This is a genomic window from Arthrobacter paludis, from assembly GCF_056782315.1.
On sequence record NZ_JBXAEW010000013.1, the window covers coordinates 24205 to 43141 of the forward strand.

The following is an 18937-nucleotide window of genomic DNA, read 5'->3' on the forward strand; positions in this document are numbered from 1 at the left end:
CCTAGCGGACCGTCCCCAGGGCTTCCGGGATGGCCTCGACGTAGGCGGCCAGGTTGCGCCGGGTCTCCTCGACCGAGTCGCCCCCGAACTTCTCCAGGACCGCCTGGGCCAGCACGAGCGCGACCATGGCCTCGGCGACGACCCCGGCGGCCGGCACGGCGCAGACGTCCGAGCGCTGGTGGTGGGCGGTGGCGTCCTCGCCCGTGGCCGTGTCGATGGTGCGCAGGGCGCGCGGCACGGTGGCGATGGGCTTCATGCCCGCCCGGACGCGCAGCACGTCGCCGATGCTCATGCCGCCCTCGATTCCGCCGGCGCGGTTGCTGGAGCGCTCGATCACGCCGTCCCCGCCGCGGACGATCTCGTCGTGGGCCGCAGAACCCCGGCGCGAGGCCGTGAGGAAGCCGTCGCCCACCTCCACGCCCTTGATGGCCTGGATGCCCATCAGGGCGGCGGCCAGGCGGGCATCCAACCGGCGGTCCCAGTGCACGTAGGAGCCCAGTCCCGGCGGCAGGCCGTAGGCGAGGACCTCGACGACGCCGCCGAGGGTCTCGCCCTCCTTGTGGGCGGCGTCCACCTCGGCGACCATCGCGTCCGACGTGTCCTTGTCCAGGCACCGCAGCGGGTCGTTGTCGAGGGCCACGACGTCGCCGGGGGTCGGCAGGACGGCGCCCTCCGGGACGGAGACGGTGCCGACGGCCGTGGTGTGGCTGACGAGGCGGATGCCGAGCTCGCCGAGGAACCGCGCGGCGGCGGTGCCGAGGGCGACGCGCGTGGCGGTCTCGCGGGCGCTCGCCCGCTCGAGCACGGGGCGCGCCTCGTCGAAGCCGTACTTCTGCATCCCGGTGAAGTCCGCGTGGCCGGGCCGGGGGCGGGTCAGCGGGGCATTGCGCGCCAGCCCGTCGAGGATCTCCGAGCCGACGGGGTCGGCGGCCATGACCTGCTCCCACTTGGGCCACTCGGTGTTGGCGACCTGGATCGCCACCGGGCCCCCCTGGGTCACGCCGTGGCGGACGCCGCCGACGAACGTGACCTCGTCGCGCTCGAACTTCATGCGGGCGCCGCGGCCGTAGCCGAGGCGGCGGCGGGCCAGGGCGTCCCGGACGTCCTCCGTGGTCAGGGGGACACCGGCCGGGAGGCCCTCAAGGATTCCAACGAGAGCGGGGCCGTGCGATTCGCCCGCGGTCAACCAACGCAACATGACCTCCATACTGCCACGCGGCGCCCCTAGGAGCGTGGGCGCGCCAGCCCCACTGCGTCACACATCACGTTTGTGACCTCACCGCGCCGCTCGGGTCCGGCTCCGGTGAACAGGAGGGCCTGTTCCACGGCCTGGTGGACCAGCATCGACAGCCCGGAGACGACCACTCCCCCCGCGCGCTCCCATGCCCCGGCCAGGGTCGTGGGCCAGGGGTCGTAGACGACGTCGAGCAGGACCGCGCCCGGACGCGGCAGGCGGGCGGGCAGCGTGGCGGCGAACCCGTCGGCGGCGCCGGACGGCAGCGTGGAGACGACGGCGTCGTACGCGCCCAGGCGCCCTCCGGCGGCGCCGAGATCCACCGCCGAGGCATGGAGCCCCAGCGCGGCGGCGACGCCGAGCGCGTCCCCGGCCCGGGCGGCCGAGCGCACGGCGAAGTCGACCCGGTCGGCGCCGAGTTCGCCGGCGGCGGCCGCGGCGGCCGCCGCGGTGCCCCCGGCGCCGACGACGAGCACCGCGGAACAGGAGCCGAGGCCTGCGCCGCCCAGCGCGCGGACGATCCCGTCGACGTCGGTGTTCTCGCCGGCGAGGGTCGTGCCGGCGTCGCCCGGCACGACCACGACGGTGTTGAGGGCGCCGAGCGTCCGCACGCGCCGGGACAGCCGGTCCATGTGCGGGACGAGCGCCTGCTTCAGCGGCATGGTCACGGAGGCCCCCGCCCACCCGGGACCGTTCCGGAGCAGGTCGGCGACGTCCGCCGCGCCCGCGGCGTCGGCCTCGATCGCCCGGTACCCGATGTCCGCCCCGAGCGCGGCGTACGCCGCACGGTGCAGCTGCGGGGACCTGGAGTGGCCGATCGGGCTGCCGAAGACGGCCGCCTGTCGGCCGGTCACTGGCAGATGTCCTGGTTGTCGGCGCACCACCGGCGGAACTCGTTTTGGTTGCGCTGGTGCTCCGGGTAGGTCTCCGCGAACTTCGTCTCGCCGGTCTTCGTGTTGACGGTGACCCAGTAGTAGTAGGCGTTCTCGTCCGGGTTGGCGGCGGCCTCGATCGCCTGGTCGCCCGGCGATCCGATCGGCGTCGGGGGCAGCCCCTGGTGGACGTACGTGTTGTACTTGTTGGCCGGATCGCGCTTCTCCGTCTCGGAGATCTGCAGGGTGTAGCGGTCCAGCCCGTAGATCACGGAGGAGTCGATCTGGAGCAGGCCGCCCGTCTCGCGGTTGTCCGGCGACAGGCGGTTCTCGAGGGCCCCGGCCACCGTGCGGTAGTCCTTGGGGCGCGCCTCGGCCTGCAGGATGCTGGCGATCTTCAGCGTCCGGTACTGCTCGGCCGGGTCGGTCACGCCGTGGCTCGTGAGGCTCTTCGTGGTCGCGTCGACCATCGTCTGCAGCACCTCCTGGGCGTTCATGTCCACCGGGACGCGGTACTCGCCGGGGTGCAGGAAGCCCTCCAGGCTCGTGACGGGCTCCTTCAGGCCGAACTTCCCCGGCTGGGCGCCGAGCTCCTCGAGGTCGGCCCGGGCGAGGCCCGTCCCGTCGGCGATGGCCTGGTAGGCGTCGGTGGCGCGCATGTTCTCGCGGATGGCGATGTAGTGGACCTTCGCGGCGTCGGCGTCGAGAAGGACGCGGGCGGCCTCCACGGCCGGCATGCGGTACTTCAGCTCGTACTCGCCCGGCTGGATGGCCCGCCCCTCGTCGTTGACGGACTGCATCCCCTCGAGGAACAGGTCGGTGCTGGCGATGACGCCCTGCTCCTCGAGCGACGAGCCGATCTGGATCGGCCCCCACCCCTGTTCGACGGTGAACGTCAGGGAACCCTCGCCGGGGCCGGGGAAGTCCTCGGGCTGGGCCGGAAGCAAGCCCTGCAGGAACGCGACGATGCCCGCGACCGCGACGGCGAAGACCGTCAACAGGACGGCCATGACGATGTTGCGGCGCCGGCGCCGCCGGGCCCGCACGGACACCTTCCGCTGGGGCCCCCAGGGCGGGGCGTCGCTGGCCGGTTGCGGCTCCGGGTCCCCACCCGGGGCGCCGTCCGTGGGCGTCGCGGCGGCGTCGTCGCCGTCGCGGGAGGCGCGGTCGCGTCCGGCTGCCTCGGCGGGGGCGGGCTCGCCCCCGGCTTCGTCGGCGTCGCGGTGGCCTGCTTCGGCGTCGCCGGCGTGCCCGCGGCCCGCTCCGGCGTCGCCGGCGTGCTCGCGGCCTGCCACGGCGTCGCCGTCCCCGGTCCCGGCCGTCGGGGTGGGTTCGGCGGCGGCTTCCGGGCCACGGGGTTCGGTGCCGTCCGGCGTGCCCCCGGGGCCGGCGGCAGCCGCGGGCGCGTGCCCCTCCGTTCCGGACGGCGTCGTCGGAGCGGCCGGGCGCGCGTCGTCGTAGGGCGCCGTCGGCTCGCTCCGGCGGCGGCCGCTGCGCAGCCGGCGGAACGGCGGGCCCTCCGGCAGCGACCCGTGGCTGCCGGAAACCCCGGTGGCACCCTGGCGCGACTGGTCTTCGTTCACGTGCTGCTGTCCTTCGGTTCCGTGGCGGCCTGGGTGCCGGCACTGGGCACGGGGCTGCCTACGTCGTCCCCCCGCGATGCTTGCATATTCAACGCATGTTGCAGGATATCTGTTGCCGCGGCCTGGTCAACCACGGCACGGTGGCTGCGGCGGTCCATTCCGGCCTCGCTCAGGGCCCGGTGGGCTGTCACGGTGGTCAGCCGCTCGTCGACGAGGCGGACCTCCGCCGCGACGTCCTCCTGCGCGAGCACGCGCACCAGGTCCTCCGCGTACGAGCGCGCCATGCGCGTCGATTCGGTCTCCCCTCCCCGCAGGGAACGCGGCAGGCCGACGTACACCCGCACCGCACCGCGCTCGGCCGCCAGCCGGGCCAGGACACGCAGGTCGGAGCCCTTGCGCGCGTCCCGCTGCAGCGTCTTGACGGGGGTGGCGAGCAGCCCGTCGGGATCGCTCGCCGCGACGCCCACGCGGACCATGCCCACATCGACGCCGAGCGCGACCCCGCGGCGCCCGCCACCCGCCGCGCTCAGGCCCGCTCCCCGAGCTGGCGCAGCACGGCCGCGAGGGCGTCCCCGGTCTTGGAGGCGTCCTGGCCGCCGCCCTGGGCGATGTCGTCCTTGCCGCCGCCACCGCCACCAAGCACCGTGGCGGCGGTGCGCACGAGGGCGCCCGCCTTGACGCCGGCGGCGCGCGCGGCCTCGTTCGTGGCCACCAGGACGAGCGGGCGCGAGTTGGCGACGCCCACCAGTGCGACGGCGGCGGCGCCGGAGCCGAGCCGGCCCCTCAGGTCCAGGGCGAGCGCGCGGAGCTCGTCGGCAGAGCCGACCTGCCCGGCGTCGTGGGCCAGGACGCGCACGCCGGCCACGTCGGCCGCCCGGGCGACGAGCTGGCCGGCCTGGGCCGCGAGCTGTTCGCGGCGGAGCCGCTCGATCTCCTTCTCGGCCGCACGCAGGCGCGCGACGGTGGCCTGGACGCGGTCCGAGAGTTGGTTCGAAGGGACCCGGAACAGCTCCGACAGTTCCGCGACGAGCGCGCGCTCGGCGGCGCCGTGGCGGAACGCCTCCATGCCGACCAGGGCCTCGACCCGCCGGTTGCCGGAGCCGACGGACTGCTCGCCGAGCAGGGTGAGGGTGCCGATCTGCGCCGTCTGGCCGACGTGCGTGCCGCCGCAGAGCTCGCGCGACCAGGCGCCGTCGATCTCGACGACCCGGACCGTGTTGCCGTACTTCTCGCCGAACAGGCCGGTCGCCCCGAGGGCCTTGGCCTCGGCCAGCGGCATCACGGTCGTGGAGACGCCGTGGTTGTTGCGGATGGCCAGGTTCGCCACCTCCTCGACCTCGCTGCGGGCCGCGGCGCTCATCGCGTCGCCCCACGTGAAGTCGAAGCGGAGGTAGCCGGCCTTGTTGAAGGAGCCGGACTGCAGGGCCTCCGGGCCCAGCACCTGGTGCAGGGCCGCGTGCACGATGTGCGTGCCGGAGTGGGCCTGCTCCCCCGCGTGGCGGCGCTGGCGGTCGACCTCGGCGAGGACCCGGGCCTCGGCCGGCAATTCGCCCTCCCGGACGATGGCGCGGTGCACGTTCAGGCCCTTGACCGGGGCCTGGGTGTCGAGGACCTCGAGCACGAAGCCGTCGCCGGTGAGCAGGCCCACGTCGCCGGCCTGGCCGCCGGCCTCGGCGTAGAACGGGGTGGCGTCGAGGACGACGTCGACCTCCTCGCCCTGCGCGGCGTAGTCCACCAGGTCCCCGCCGCGCACGATCCCGCGCACCGAGGATTCGGTGGCCAGCTCGTCGTAGCCGGTGAAGACCGTCTCGCCGGCGGCGTGCAGGCGGTTGAACACCGCGACGTCCGCGTGCCCGGCCTTCTTGGCCTTGGCGTCCTTCTTGGCCCGGTCCCGCTGCTCCCCCATGAGCTTGCGGAAGGTCGGCTCGTCGACCGCGAGCCCGGCCTCGGAGGCGATTTCGAGCGTGAGGTCGATCGGGAATCCGTAGGTGTCGTGCAGCGCGAACGCGTCCTCGCCGGAGAGGGGCGCGCCGGCGGCCTTCGAGGCGCCGAGGGCCTCGTCCAGCCGGGCGGTGCCCGACGCGATGGTGCGCAGGAACGCCTTCTCCTCGGCGTAGGCGATCCGCGAGATCCGGCCGAAGTCGGCGTCGACCTCCGGGTAGACGCCCTTCATCGCGTCCCGCGAGGCGGGCAGGAGCTCAGGCAGGACGGCCGTCTCGACCCCGAGCAGGCGCATGGCCCGGACCGCGCGGCGGATCAGCCGGCGCAGGACGTAGCCGCGGCCCTCGTTGGAGGGGGTGACGCCGTCGGAGATCAGCATGAGCGCCGAGCGCACGTGGTCGGCCACGACGCGCATGCGCACGTCGTCCGCGTGGCGCGGGTCGGCCGGGTCCTCGGTGGACGTGTACGTCTTGCCGGACAGCTCGGCCGCCTTGTCCAGGACGGGCCGCACCTGGTCCGTCTCGTACATGTTCTCGACGCCCTGCAGGATCATGGCGAGGCGCTCCAGCCCGAGGCCGGTGTCGATGTTGCGCTTGGGCAGCTCGCCGGCGACGTCGAAGTCGGTCTTCGAGCGGACGGCCTCGAGGCGGTACTGCATGAACACGAGGTTCCAGATCTCGATGTACCGGGTCTCGTCGACCACGGGGCCTCCCTCGGAGCCGTACTCCGGGCCGCGGTCGTAGTAGATCTCCGAGCAGGGGCCGCCGGGGCCGGCCTGCCCCGTGTGCCAGTAGTTGTCCTCCTTGCCGGTGCCCTGGATGCGCTCCTCGGGCAGGCCGATCTTGTCGCGCCAGATCCGCCGCGCCTCGTCGTCGCGCTCGTCGCCCTCCTCGTAGACGGTGACCCACAGGCGCTCCGCGTCCAGCCCGTAGCCGCCGTCCGCCACCGGCGAGGTCAGCAGCTCCCAGGCGAACGTGATGGCGTCCTCCTTGAAGTAGTCGCCGAAGGAGAAGTTGCCGCACATCTGGAAGAACGTGCCGTGGCGCACCGTCTTGCCGACCTCGTCGATGTCCCCGGTGCGGATGCACTTCTGGACGCTCGCGGCGCGGGTGTACGGCGGCTGCTCGCGGGCCGTCAGGTACGGGATGAACGGCACCATGCCAGCGACCGTGAAGAGCAGCGACGGGTCGCTGGACACCAGGGACGCGCTGGGCACCGGGGTGTGGCCCTTCGCGGAGAAGAATTCCAGCCACCGGCGGGCGATGTCCTGCGATTTCATGATGTTCGGGTGGTTCCCTTCGTGACTGGGTGGTTCAGTGCCGGCGGGCGGGGCCGGCGGTCGCATCGACGCCCAGCTGCCCGCGCAGCTCGGTCTCGCGGGCGCTCATCCCGGCGCGGAAGGCCTCGGCGGACTCGCTGAAGGCGTCGGCAACGCGCGCGAGCGTGCGGTTCAGGCCCTCGGCGCTCGCGGCCCTGCGGACCTGGCCGACCTTCCGCATGGCCAACACGCCGATGCCGACGCCGATGCCGGTGTAGACGATCCTGGTGAGCAAGGGGGCCTCCTAGCGGCTGCGGCGGCCGCTGCCGCTCGGGGTGGTGGACAGGACGGCGCGAACCCCGCCGGAGAAGGCGGCGACCTTGATCAGCGGCCGCCCGACGGTGGCGGCGAGCAGCGACGACAGGGCCGTGAGGTTCGCCGAGGCGTCCGAGACGTTGCTGGTGATCCCGTCGACCTTCTCGAGTTGCCTGTTGGTCGTCGAGACCGTGGTGGTCACCTCCTGGAGCAGCGGGGACGTGCCGTCGGAGATCTCCCGGACCGCGAGCCGCAGCTCGTCGAAGACCCTGCCCAGCTTCCAGATCGGCACGGCCAGCAGCGCGACCAGCACCGCGAAGACGCCCGCGGCGATCAGGCCGGCGATATCGGACCACGTCATGTTCGTATTGCTCCTCGGGGTTTGGCGGCACCAACGCTCACCAAGCCTACCAACGCGCGCCCCTCGGGCCGCGCCGGGCCCGCCCGCCGCGGCGTGCGGACGCACGGCCGGAAGGGCCCGGACAGACACAGAGCCCGCGGCCGAAGCCGCGGGCTCTGTGGGGCGGCACCGGCCCCGGGGGGCCGGCGCTCGGTCTCCGGAAGGATCAGCGGGCGTAGTACTCCACGACCAGGTTCTCTTCGCAGGTGACCGGAACCTCGGAGCGCTTCGGGCGGCGCACCAGGCGCGCCTGCAGCTTCTCCAGCGCCACGTCCAGGTAGCCCGGCACGGCCGGCAGGACGTCGCGGTGGGCGCCGGCGGCGGCCACCTGGAACGGCACCATCTTCTCCGAGCGCTCGTGAATGTGGATCAGCTGGCCCTCCGCAACGCGGAAGGACGGGCGGTCCACGCGCTGGCCGTCCACCATGACGTGGCGGTGCACGACGAGCTGGCGCGCTTGGGAGATGGTGCGGGCGAAGCCTGCACGCAGCACCAGGGCGTCGAGACGCATCTCGAGCAGCTCGATGAGGTTCTCGCCCGTCAGGCCGGCGGTGCGGCGGGCCTCCTCGAAGACGCGGGTCATCTGCGCCTCGCGGATGCCGTACTGGGCGCGCAGGCGCTGCTTCTCGCGCAGACGCACCGCGTAGTCGGAGTCCTGCTTCTTCCGGGCACGGCCGTGCTGGCCGGGCCCGTACGGGCGGCGCTCCATGTACTTTTCGGCCTTGGGGGTCAGGGCAATGCCGAGGGCGCGCGAGATGCGCACCTTGCGGCGGGCACGGGTGTTGTTCGCCACGTGGTGTCCTTTTCACTGATGGGCGGCTTGGTTTGCACTGGCCTCCAGGAGGGAGAGGGTCGGGAATGCCGCCGCCCGACGCACTGCAACCGGTCCCGCGCGCACGCGGGCACCGGCTTGCCAGCCAAGGATCCATCCTACCACCGGGGGCGGCCGCGTCCGGCGGCGGCGCCGGGGCTCTCCACTCCCCCGGGCCCGCCGGGGCCAACAGCGCTCCGGCGGCGCACCGCCGGCGGCGCCTACGTCCCGCGGACGATGCCCCGGAGGCGCGCGAGCCGCTCCGCGATTCCGCGCTCGGCCCCGTTCTGTGTCGGGGCGTAGTAGTCCCGCCCGACGAGGTCGTCCGGCGGATACTGCTGGCGCGCGACCGAGTGCGGCGCGTCGTGGGAGTACACGTAGCCCTTGCCGTGGCCGAGCTGCCGGGCCCCCGGGTAGTGCGAGTCGCGCAGGTGCGCCGGCACGCCCTGGCCCCGCCCGGCACGGACGTCGGCGATCGCGGCGTTGACCGCGTTGTAGGACGCGTTGGACTTCGGCGCCGTCGCCAGGTGCACGGTGGCCTGGGCCAGGACGATCCGGCCCTCGGGCATCCCGATCAGCTGCACCGCCTGCGCGGCGGCCACGGCCGCCTGCAGGGCGGTCGGGTCCGCCAGGCCGATGTCCTCGCTGGCGCTGATGATCAGCCGGCGCGAAATGAACCGCGGGTCCTCGCCCGCTTCGAGCATCTTCGCCAGATAGTGCACGGCAGCGTCCACGTCCGAACCCCGGATGGACTTGATGAACGCGCTGACCACGTCGTAGTGCTGGTCCCCGGCCTTGTCGTAGCGCTGCACCGCCGCGTCCATGGCCCGCTCCGCGTGCGCGGCCAGCACGGGCACGGCGGCGCCGTCGTCGTCCCCCTCCCCCGGCTCCCCGCGCGCCTCGCTGTAGGCGACGCCGGCGGCGGCCTCGAGGGCCGTCAGGGCCCGGCGCGCGTCGCCGCCGGCCATCCGCACCAGGTGGTCCAGCGCCTCGTCCTCGACCCGCACGGTGCCGGCCAGCCCCCGCTCGTCGTCGACCGCGCGCCCGATCAGTGCCCTGATGTCGGAGTCCTGCAGCGGCTTGAGCGTCAGCAGCAGCGACCGCGACAGGAGCGGGGAGATCACGGAAAACGAGGGGTTCTCCGTCGTCGCGGCGATCAGCACGACCCAGCGGTTCTCGACCCCGGGCAGCAGCGCGTCCTGCTGCGCCTTGGTGAAGCGGTGGATCTCGTCCAGGAACAGCACCGTGGTGATCCCGTTGAGGTCGCGGTCGTGCAGGGCCTGGTCCATGACCCTGCGGACGTCCTTGACGCCGGCCGTGATCGCCGACAGCTCCACGAACCGTCGGCCGGGGGCGCGGGCAATGACGTGCGCGATCGTCGTCTTGCCGGTGCCCGGCGGGCCCCAGAGCACGACGCTGGACGGCCCCGAGGGGCCGGAGCCGTCGGCGCCGGCGAGTTGCCGCAGCGGGGACCCCGGCCCGAGCAGGTGCCCCTGGCCGACCAGCTCCTCCACGGACCGGGGGCGCATGCGCACGGCCAGCGGGGGGCGCGGCCGCCCCGGCGCGGCGTCCGGCTCCCCGTCCTCGTCGGGGCTCAGCAGATCGTTCATCCGTCCAGCCTAGTGCGCCGGCGGCCGGTAGGGTCGGACGGTACCAGGGCCCGGACCGGCCGCGCCCTGCCGGGCGAGGGAGAGCGGATGAGGGCGGTGGCGCAGCGGGTGTCGCGGGCGTCGGTCGACGTCGACGGGCGCACGGTGGGCAAGATCGACGGCCCGGGGCTGGTCGTGCTGCTGGGCGTGTGCGTGGACGACGGCGACGCCGAGGCCCGCCGGTTGGCCGAGAAGCTCTGGCACCTAAGGATGCTCGACGGCGAGGCCTCCTGCGCGTCGGCCGGGGCGCCGCTGCTGGTGGTCAGCCAGTTCACGCTCTACGGGGACGTCCGCAAGGGCCGCCGGCCCTCCTGGACCCGCGCGGCCGGGCGGGACCTGTCCGAGCCGCTGTACGAGGCGTTCGTGGCGCACCTGCGCGCGCTGGGGGCGACCGTCGAGACCGGCGTCTTCGGGGCGCTGATGGACGTCTGCCTGGTCAACAGCGGACCCTTCACGCTGCTCGTCGACACGGACGACCTCCCGGGCTGACCGGGGGTGCCCCGGCGCGCCGCCGTCGTGCGGCCCGGTCACCGGCCCGGACACGCCGACGGCGGGCGCCCACCCGGGGTGGGTGCCCGCCGTCGCGCCTGCCGCGGCTACTGGGCCGCGGCCTGGGCCGCCTCGGGGGCGGGCTGGGCCTGCTTCGGCTCCGGCTTCGCGTCGACGCCGGCCTCCTTGCGCTGCTGCGCCGTGATCGGCGCCGGCGCGGCAGTCAGCGGGTCGTAGCCGCCGCCGGTCTTGGGGAACGCGATGACCTCGCGGATGGAGTCCTCGCCCGCCAGCAGCGCCACGACGCGGTCCCAGCCGAAGGCGATGCCGCCGTGCGGCGGGGCGCCGTACTTGAAGCCCTCAAGCAGGAACCCGAACTTCGTGGCCGCGGACTCCCGGTCAAGGCCCATGACCTTGAAGACCCGCTCCTGCACGTCGCGCTCGTGTATACGGATGGATCCGCCGCCGATCTCGTTGCCGTTGCAGACGATGTCGTACGCGTAGGACAGCGCGTTCTCCGGGTCCTGGTCGAACGTGTCCATGAATTCGGGCTTGGGCGAGGTGAACGCGTGGTGCACGGCGGTCCACTGCCCGCCGCCGACGGCGACGTCGCCCGAGGCCTCGGCCGCGGCGGCGGACTCGAACATCGGGGCGTCGACCACCCACACGAAGGCCCAGTCGCCGTCCTTGACCTGGCCGGTGCGGTGGCCGATCTCGACACGCGCCGCCCCGAGCAGGGCCCGGGACTCGGCGGCGGTGCCGGCGGCGAAGAAGATGCAGTCGCCGGGGTTGGCCCCGACCGTGCCGGCGAGGTGCTCGCGCTCATGGTCCGTGAGGTTCTTGGCGACCGGGCCGGCCAGCGTCCCGTCCTCCTGGACGAGGACGTAGGCGAGGCCCTTGGCGCCGCGCTGCTTGGCCCACTCCTGCCAGGCGTCCAGCGTGCGGCGCGGCTGCGACGCGCCACCCGGCATGACGACGGCGCCGACGTAGGGCGCCTGGAACACCCGGAACGTCGTGTCCTTGAAGAACCCGGTGAGCTCGGTGAGCTCCAGGCCGAAGCGCAGGTCCGGCTTGTCGGTGCCGTACCGGGCCATCGCGTCGGCGTAGGTCATGCGCTGGATCGGCGTGGGGATCTCGACGTCGATGAGCTTCCACAGGGCCTTGACGATCTCCTCGCCGAGGCGGATGACGTCGTCCTGCTCGACGAACGAGGCCTCGATGTCCAGCTGTGTGAACTCGGGCTGGCGGTCGGCGCGGAAGTCCTCGTCGCGGTAGCAGCGGGCGATCTGGTAGTACTTCTCGAACCCGCCGACCTGCAGGAGCTGCTTGAACAGCTGCGGGGACTGCGGCAGGGCGTACCAGGAGCCGGGGGCCAGGCGCGCGGGGACCAGGAAGTCGCGCGCGCCCTCGGGCGTCGAACGGGTCAGGGTCGGCGTCTCGATCTCGGTGAAGCCCTCGCCGTGCAGCAGTTCGCGGGCCACGCGATTGGCCTCGGAACGCAGGACCAGGTTCCGGTGCGGCGCCGGCCGGCGCAGGTCCAGGTAGCGGTGGCGCAGGCGCGCCTCCTCGCCGACCTCGACGTGCTCGTCGACCTGGAACGGCAGCGGGGCGGCGGTGTTGAGCACGGTGACGGTCTCGGCGATGACCTCGACCTCGCCCGTGGCCAGCGCCGGGTTCTCGTTGCCCTCGGGGCGGCGCTCGACGCTGCCGGTCACCTGCAGGACGTACTCGTTGCGCAGGTGGTGGAAGTCGGCCTCGTCGCGCACGACGATCTGGGCGACGCCGGACGCGTCCCGCAGGTCGAGGAAGGCCACGCCGCCGTGGTCGCGGCGTCGGGCCACCCATCCGGCGAGAGTGACGGTCTGTCCAATGTGCTCGGCCCTGAGGGATCCCAGGTCGTGGGTGCGCAGCACTGCGGTCCTTTCGGAGGGGGTCGCGCCGGCCCCGAGGGGCCGGCGGCTTGGGGTGGATTGCGTCCGAGTCTACCGGTCGGCGGTGGCGGGCTCGGCGGCCGGCTCCGGGGCAACGGCGGGGACGAGGTCCACGGCCGGCGGCGTCCACGTGGCGGGGTCCGCGGGGACCTGCTCGCCGCTGCGGATGTCCTTGACCTCGTGGGTCCCGTCCGCCGCCATGAACCAGACGAAGGGGATCCCGCGCCGGTCGGCGTACTTGATCTGCTTGCCGAACTTCTCCGCGCTGGCCGCCACCTCGACGGCGATGCCGCGGGCGCGCAGGGCGGCGGCGGTGTCCTGGGCGGCGGACCATGAGTCGTCGTTCGCCAGGGCCACGAGCACCGCGGACGGGACCGACCGGCTGGCGACGACTGAGCCCTCCGCGAGGATGCGGGAGACGAGACGGCTGACGCCGATCGACAGACCGACGCCGGGGAACGTGCGGTTGCCCTTCGCGGCCAGGGACTCGTAGCGCCCGCCCGAGCAGATGGACCCCAGCTGCTCCCGGCCAGCCAGGACGGTCTCGTAGACGGTGCCCGTGTAGTAGTCGAGGCCGCGGGCGATGCTCAGGTCCGCGACGACGCGGCCCGGGGCCCGCTCGGCCGCCTCGCCCACGACCTGGGCGAGCTCGTCGAGGCCCTGGTCCAGGAGCGGGTGCCGCACCCCGAGGGCCCGCACGCGCTCTACGAACGACGTGTCCGGAGTCCGGATGGCGGCCAGCTCGAGCGCCGCCCGCGCCTGTTCGGGTGAGGCGCCGACCTCCTCGGCGAGCAGCTGGGCGACCTTCTCGGGACCGATCTTCTCCAGCTTGTCGATGTTGCGCAGGACCCCGGCGGTGTCCTCGAGGCCCAGTCCGAGGTAGAAGCCCTCGGCGAGCTTGCGGTTGTTCACGCGCAGGGTGAAGTCGCCGATGGGCAGCCGGCCGAGGGCCTCTGCGATGACCAGGGCCAGCTCGACGTCGTAGCGGAACGGCAGCGACCCGTCGCCGACCACGTCGATGTCCGCCTGCGTGAACTCGCGGAAGCGGCCGTCCTGCGGGCGCTCCCCGCGCCAGACCTTCTGGATCTGGTAGCGGCGGAACGGGAAGGCCAGGTGCCCCGCGTTCTCCACCACGTAGCGGGCGAACGGGACGGTGAGGTCGAAGTGCAGGGCCAGCGCGTTCGGGTCGGTCCGGGCCGCTTCCCCGTCCTCGGCCTGCAGCCGGGAGAGCCCGTAGACCTCCTTGTCGATCTCGCCCTTGCGCAGGAGCTGTCCCACCGTCTCCACCGCACGGGTCTCGATGTTGGTGAAGCCGTGCAGCTCGAAGGTCTCCCGCAGCAGGTCCAGGACATGGAGCTCCACGAGCCGCTCCTGGGGCAGCCACTCGGGGAATCCGGACAGGGAGGCCTTGCGTGCCATGCGGGGTGTTCTCCTTCGGGTCGGCGGGCGGCCGGGCGGCCGTCAACCGCTCCATTCTAGGCGCCGCCCCGCACCGCGCCCCAGCGGGCGCGCGCGGCGCGGGCGACGCGGCCCGCGCCGCGGACTACTGCCGCCCGCCGCCGTCTGGGTAAAGTGGCGTGGGACAGGCCACCCCGGAGAGCCCGGGGCATCCACGACGCGAAAGAGTTCCAGCGGTGACCACCAGTCAGCAATCCGACGACCGTTCCCAGTCCACCGAGCAGGGCGCCCGACCCGAGGCCGAGCAGGCCCAAGGCACGGCCCCGGCCGAGGGCCAGCCGACCGAGCCGCAGGACCAGGCCGCGGCCGGGTCCCAGACGGCCGAAACGCCGGGCCAGCCGGCCGACGCCGCCGCCGCGCCGGAGGGGCAGGCCGCCGCCCCGGCGGCCGATCCTGCCGAGGCCTCCGTCCCTGCGGCGCCCGCGGAGCACGCCCAGCAGGCGGACGGTTCCGACGGCGCCGCCGAGGAGGCCGCTCCCGCCGCCGCGCCCCCGGTGCCCGAGGAGTCGGGTGCCGCGTCGGAGCCGGCCCCGGCACCGGCTCCCGGCCCCGCGAGGCCGGGCGGGGGCAAGCGGGCGGGCGGCCCGAAGCCCGGACGCCCCAAGCCCGGCGGGCCGCGCCCGGCCGGCGCCCCGCAGACCTCGGGCACGCCGGCCCCGGTTGCCGCTCCCCCGACCCACACCACGCCGCTGGAGGAAGCCGCGCGCTTCGCGCGGGTCGCCGACGACGGCCACGTCTTCGTCCTGATCCATGGCGAGGAGCACGCGGTCGGGCAATACCCGGACGCCACCAAGGACGAAGCGCTGGCGTACTTCGTGCGGAAGTACGACGACGTCGTCAGCCAGCTGATGCTGCTCGAGCAGCGCGTGCTCGCCAAGGCGCCGACCGCCGACATGGGCAAGGCCCTGGACCACCTGCAGGCGCTGGTGGACGAGCGCTCCATGGTCGGCGACATCCCGGCGCTGCAGGACCGTCTCGAGTCGGCGCGCCAGGACGTCGCCGAGCTCCAGCGGGTCGAGCGCAAGCTTGCGGACGCCCGGCGGGCCGAGGACCTCGCCTCCCGCGAGGCGATCGTCGCCGAGGCCGAGGAGCTCGCCGGCCGCGACCCGGGCTCCATGCAGTGGAAGCAGGGCAGCACGCGCATGAACGAGCTGTTCGAGGCGTGGAAGGCCTCCCAGAAGGCCGGCGTGCGGCTCGGAAAGTCCACTGAGGACGCCCTCTGGAAGCGCTTCCGCGCGGCGCGCACGACCTTCGACCGGCACCGCCGGGCGTTCTTCTCCCAGCTGGACGCGGACAACGCCGAGGCGAAGGCCGCCAAGGAGGAACTCATCGCCCGCGCCGAGGCGCTCTCCACCTCGACCGACTGGGGGCGGACGTCCAGCGAGTACCGCCGCCTGATGGACGAGTGGAAGGCGTCCAAGCGGGCGTCGCGCAAGGACGACGATGCCCTGTGGGCGCGGTTCCGTGCCGCCCAGGACGTGTTCTTCAACGCCCGCAACGAGGCGCACCACGCCATGGACGAGGAGTTCGGGCAGAACCTCAAGGTCAAGGAGGGCATCCTCGAGGAGGCGCGTGCCCTCCTGCCGGTCACGGACCCCGCGGCCGCGCGCAAGGCTCTGGCCCCGCTCCGCGACCGCTGGGAGGCCGCCGGCAAGGTTCCGCGCTCCGCCATGCAGCGCATGGAGCAGGGCATGCGGCAGATCGAGGACGCCGTCAAGGCCGCCGAGGACGAGCAGTGGCGCCGGACGAACCCGGAGACCAAGGCCCGCACCAACAGCATGCTCGAGCAGCTGGAGGACACGATCGGCCAGCTGGAGTCCGACCTGGAACAGGCGCGCGCCGCCGGCGACGCGCGCAGGATCGAGAAGGCCCAGGAGGCGCTGGACGCGCGCCGGACGTGGCTCGAGACGCTGCGCCGCTCGGCCGCGGACTTCAGCTAGCGGCACCGACCGCCCGCGGGGCGGGTCCGGACCACCCAGGTCCCGGGCCCGCCCCGCGGCGCGTCCGGGGCGGGATATCCACAATCCGCCCGTCGCCGCCCCCGCGCGGGGCCGGGGCTGGCAGGCTGTGGGCATGGAGTGGATGGACGAGGAGGGGCCGCCGGGGGGCATACTCTGCGCCGGGAGGCCGTTCACGGGGTCGGAACTGTGCGCGATGGAGTCCGAGGGGATCGTCCGCGCGGTGCTTCCCGGGGCCTACGTGGCCCGCGACAGGACCGTGGACGCGACCGTCCGCGCCGCTGCCGCCGGTGCGGTGGCGGGGCCCCGGCCGGGCGCACCGGTCGTCGTGGGACGGCGCAGCGCCGCCTGGGTGCTGGGGTGCGCCGGGGAGCCGGCCGAGCTGGAGTTGCTCGCCCCGCGCTTCGTGCGCCGGCCCCTGGTGCGGCCGGTGCTGCCGGTGCACGTGTACGAGGCCCGGCTGCAGCCTGACGATGTCGTCGAACTGGGTGGCATCGGCGTGACCAGCGCCGTGCGCACGGCGGCGGACCTCGCCCGGCACGCGGCCGAGCCGGAGGCCCTGGACGTCCTGGCGCGGCTGCTCTCGGGCGTGGACGGGTGCACCCCTGCAGCGGTGGCCGAGCGGCTGGCGCGGATGCCCCGCCACCCGGGGAAGGCGCGCGCGGAGCGGCTCCTCGCGCAGGTCGCGGCGTAGTGGCCGAGCGCCGTCCGCCGGGCCCGGCTACTGCCTGCGGCGGCCCGAGGCGGTGCGGTAGACGTCGTAGACACCGTCGATGCGGCGGACCGCATTGAGGACGTGGTGCAGGTACTTGGGATCCGCCATCTCGAAGGCGAACCGGGACAGGGCGACCCGGTTCCGGGAGGTGGTGACGTTCGCGGCGAGGATGTTCACGTGGCTGTCGGAGAGTACGCGCGTCACGTCCGAGAGCAGGGACTTGCGGTCGAGCGCCTCCACCTGGATCTCCACGAGGAACACGCTCGACTTCGTGGGCGCCCACTCGACGTCGACGAGCCGGTCCGCCTGGCCCTCGAGCGACTGCAGGTTCGGGCAGTCGGCCCGGTGGACCGACACCCCGGATCCCCGCGTGACGAAGCCGCGGATCTCGTCCGGTGGAACGGGCGTGCAGCACCGGGCCAGCTTGGCGAGGACTTCGCCGGCGCCCTTGACCACGACGCCGGACTCGCTGCCGGTGCGCGGCCGCGGCGGGGAGACGATCGGGGCGTCCTCGAGCTCGGAGTCGGCCTCGTGCGCCGGGCCGACGAGCGCGGTGAGGTGCTCGATCACGTTCTGCGCGGAGGTGTGCCCGTCCCCCACCGCGGCGTACAGTGCCGTGATGTCCGCGTGCCGCAGCTCGTGCGCGACCGCCGTGAGCGTGTCGTGCGTCATCAGCTTCTGGAGCGGGAGGTTGTTCTTCCGCAGGGCTCGGGTGAGCTGCTCCTTGCCCTTCTCGATCGCCTCCTCGCGGCGCTCCTTCGTGAACCACTGGCGGATCTTGTTCCGCGCCCGGGCGCTCTTGACGAAGCCCTGCCAGTCCTGGCTGGGCCCGGCGCCCTCCGCCTTGGACGTGAAGATCTCGACCCAGTCCCCGTGGTGCAGCTCGCTGTTGAGCGGCACGAGCTTCCCGTTCACGCGCGCCCCGATGGTCCGGTGGCCGACCTCCGTGTGCACGGCGTAGGCGAAGTCGACCGGGGTCGAACCGGCCGGAAGCGCCATCACCTCGCCCTTGGGCGTGAACACGAAGACCTCGGCGGCGTTGATCTCGAACCGCAGCGAGTCCAGGAACTCGCCCGGGTCCCGGGTCTCCTGCTGCCAGTCCAGGAGGCTCCGCAGCCAGCCCATGTCCGTCCCGTCGGGGCCGCCCTGCGCCGCCTTGGCGCCCGGGTTCTTGTACTTCCAGTGGGCCGCGACGCCGTACTCGGCGCGCCGGTGCATGTCGTGGGTGCGGATCTGGATCTCCACCGGCTTTCCGCCGGGTCCGATCACCGTGGTGTGCAGGGACTGGTACATGTTGAACTTCGGCATCGCGATGTAGTCCTTGAACCGCCCTGGCAGGGGGTTCCACCGCGCGTGCAGCGCGCCCAGGGCGGCGTAGCAGTCCCGGACCGAGTCGACGAGCACGCGCACGCCGATCAGGTCGTGGATGTCGTCGAAGTCCTTCCCGCGCACGATCATCTTCTGGTAGATCGAGTAGTAGTGCTTCGGGCGGCCCGTGATCGTCGCCCTGATGCGCGACTGGTGCAGGTCCTCGCCGATGCGCTCGCGGACCGTGGCGAGGTACTTCTCCCGCTCGGGGGTCCGCTCCCCCACCATGCGGACGATCTCCTCGTAGACCTTCGGGTGCAGCGCCGCGAACGAGAGGTCCTCAAGCTCCCACTTGATCGTGTTCATGCCCAGCCGGTGGGCCAGCGGCGCGAAGATCTCGAGGGTCTCGCGGGCCTTTTTGGCGCTCGACTCCGGGGAGACGTACCGCCACGTGCGGGCGTTGTGCAGCCGGTCGGCGAGCTTGATCAGCAGCACGCGGATGTCCCGGGCCATGGCGATGACCATCTTGCGGACGGTCTCGGCCTGTGCGGCGTCGCCGAACTGGACCTTGTCCAGCTTCGTGACGCCGTCGACGAGCATGGCGACCTCGTCGCCGAATTCGCGGCGCAGCTCGCCGAGCGAGTAGTCCGTGTCCTCGACCGTGTCGTGCAGGAGCGCCGCCGCCAGGGTCGTTCCGGTCATCCCCATCTCGGCCAGGATCGTCGCGACGGCGACCGGGTGGGTGATGTAGGGGTCGCCGCTCTTGCGCTTCTGGCCCTCGTGGTGGCGCTCCGCCACGTGGTACGCCCGCGTGATCAGGTCCAGCTGCTCCTTGGGGCTGTTCGCCCTCACCGTGCGCAGCAGCGGCTCCAGGATCGGCGGCTGCCCCGAGCCACTGCGTCCGGCGAGGCGGACCAGGCGGGAGAACGGGCGCTCGCGGCGGCCCGCCGGCGGCTGCGGGGGACCCGCCGGGGCGTCGTGGGGCGTGCCGGTGGGATGGTGGGCCATGGGCATC

Annotated in this window: 15 protein-coding genes; 3 read left to right on the top strand and 12 right to left on the bottom strand. The window is 73.5% G+C overall.

All coding sequences use genetic code 11. From position 1 onward, the window contains the following. Position 1: 1 nt before the first annotated feature. The 9 genes from aroC to AC1Q5D_RS12190 all read right to left on the bottom strand — a co-directional run bounded on the left by aroC (position 2) and on the right by AC1Q5D_RS12190 (position 10024). Positions 2 to 1198 (bottom strand): chorismate synthase, encoded by a 1197-nt coding sequence (gene aroC / locus AC1Q5D_RS12150; protein ID WP_481738722.1) that lies wholly within the window; start codon positions 1196 to 1198, stop codon positions 2 to 4. A 26-nt stretch (positions 1199 to 1224) separates the two neighbouring features. Beyond that, a complete protein-coding gene (locus AC1Q5D_RS12155) occupies positions 1225 to 2088 on the bottom strand; it encodes a shikimate dehydrogenase family protein (RefSeq protein WP_481738723.1) in 864 nt (287 codons plus the stop codon). Then, the gene (gene mltG, locus AC1Q5D_RS12160; protein ID WP_481738724.1) at positions 2085 to 3689 is read right to left on the bottom strand and encodes an endolytic transglycosylase MltG; all 1605 of its coding nucleotides are present in this window, start codon (positions 3687 to 3689) and stop codon (positions 2085 to 2087) included. Before mltG ends, AC1Q5D_RS12155 begins: the two co-directional genes overlap by 4 nt. Beyond that, on the bottom strand, positions 3686 to 4165 hold the full coding sequence (gene ruvX, locus AC1Q5D_RS12165; protein ID WP_481738725.1) for a Holliday junction resolvase RuvX: 480 nt from the start codon (positions 4163 to 4165) through the stop codon (positions 3686 to 3688). The genes mltG and ruvX overlap by 4 nt, the downstream gene beginning before the upstream one ends. A gap of 50 nt (positions 4166 to 4215) precedes the next feature. After that, a complete protein-coding gene (alaS, locus tag AC1Q5D_RS12170; RefSeq protein WP_481738726.1) occupies positions 4216 to 6909 on the bottom strand; it encodes an alanine--tRNA ligase in 2694 nt (897 codons plus the stop codon). Positions 6910 to 6943: 34 nt separating this feature from the next. Continuing rightward, on the bottom strand, positions 6944 to 7183 hold the full coding sequence (locus AC1Q5D_RS12175; RefSeq protein ID WP_481738727.1) for a hypothetical protein: 240 nt from the start codon (positions 7181 to 7183) through the stop codon (positions 6944 to 6946). Positions 7184 to 7192: 9 nt separating this feature from the next. Then, positions 7193 to 7564, bottom strand: coding sequence for a DUF948 domain-containing protein (locus AC1Q5D_RS12180; RefSeq protein ID WP_481738728.1), 372 nt, complete (start codon positions 7562 to 7564; stop codon positions 7193 to 7195). A 205-nt stretch (positions 7565 to 7769) separates the two neighbouring features. Further along, on the bottom strand, positions 7770 to 8396 hold the full coding sequence (gene rpsD / locus AC1Q5D_RS12185) for a 30S ribosomal protein S4 (RefSeq protein ID WP_481738729.1): 627 nt from the start codon (positions 8394 to 8396) through the stop codon (positions 7770 to 7772). Between the two features lie 239 nt (positions 8397 to 8635). Continuing rightward, positions 8636 to 10024: a replication-associated recombination protein A gene (locus AC1Q5D_RS12190; protein ID WP_481738730.1), complete on the bottom strand. Its 1389-nt coding sequence runs from the start codon at positions 10022 to 10024 to the stop codon at positions 8636 to 8638. Positions 10025 to 10111: 87 nt separating this feature from the next. Here AC1Q5D_RS12190 and dtd point away from each other — a divergent pair, with 87 nt between their 5' ends. Continuing rightward, positions 10112 to 10552, top strand: coding sequence for a D-aminoacyl-tRNA deacylase (dtd, locus tag AC1Q5D_RS12195; protein ID WP_481738731.1), 441 nt, complete (start codon positions 10112 to 10114; stop codon positions 10550 to 10552). Positions 10553 to 10659: 107 nt separating this feature from the next. On the opposite strand, the gene aspS is transcribed toward dtd, so the two are convergent. Continuing rightward, positions 10660 to 12465, bottom strand: a complete 1806-nt coding sequence (gene aspS / locus AC1Q5D_RS12200) for an aspartate--tRNA ligase (protein WP_481738732.1) — start codon at positions 12463 to 12465, stop codon at positions 10660 to 10662. Positions 12466 to 12534: 69 nt separating this feature from the next. Beyond that, positions 12535 to 13902 carry a histidine--tRNA ligase gene (gene hisS, locus AC1Q5D_RS12205; RefSeq protein WP_481738733.1) on the bottom strand — a complete coding sequence of 456 codons (1368 nt, stop codon included), beginning with the start codon at positions 13900 to 13902 and terminating at the stop codon, positions 12535 to 12537. A gap of 215 nt (positions 13903 to 14117) precedes the next feature. Here hisS and AC1Q5D_RS12210 point away from each other — a divergent pair, with 215 nt between their 5' ends. Further along, complete coding sequence (locus AC1Q5D_RS12210; protein WP_481738734.1) at positions 14118 to 15881, top strand: DUF349 domain-containing protein; 1764 nt, start codon at positions 14118 to 14120, stop codon at positions 15879 to 15881. A gap of 133 nt (positions 15882 to 16014) precedes the next feature. Next, on the top strand, positions 16015 to 16593 hold the full coding sequence (locus AC1Q5D_RS12215; RefSeq protein ID WP_481738735.1) for a hypothetical protein: 579 nt from the start codon (positions 16015 to 16017) through the stop codon (positions 16591 to 16593). Between the two features lie 27 nt (positions 16594 to 16620). Here AC1Q5D_RS12215 and AC1Q5D_RS12220 read toward each other — a convergent pair whose 3' ends face one another. Continuing rightward, positions 16621 to 18930 carry a RelA/SpoT family protein gene (locus AC1Q5D_RS12220; protein WP_481738736.1) on the bottom strand — a complete coding sequence of 770 codons (2310 nt, stop codon included), beginning with the start codon at positions 18928 to 18930 and terminating at the stop codon, positions 16621 to 16623. Positions 18931 to 18937 lie beyond the last annotated feature (7 nt).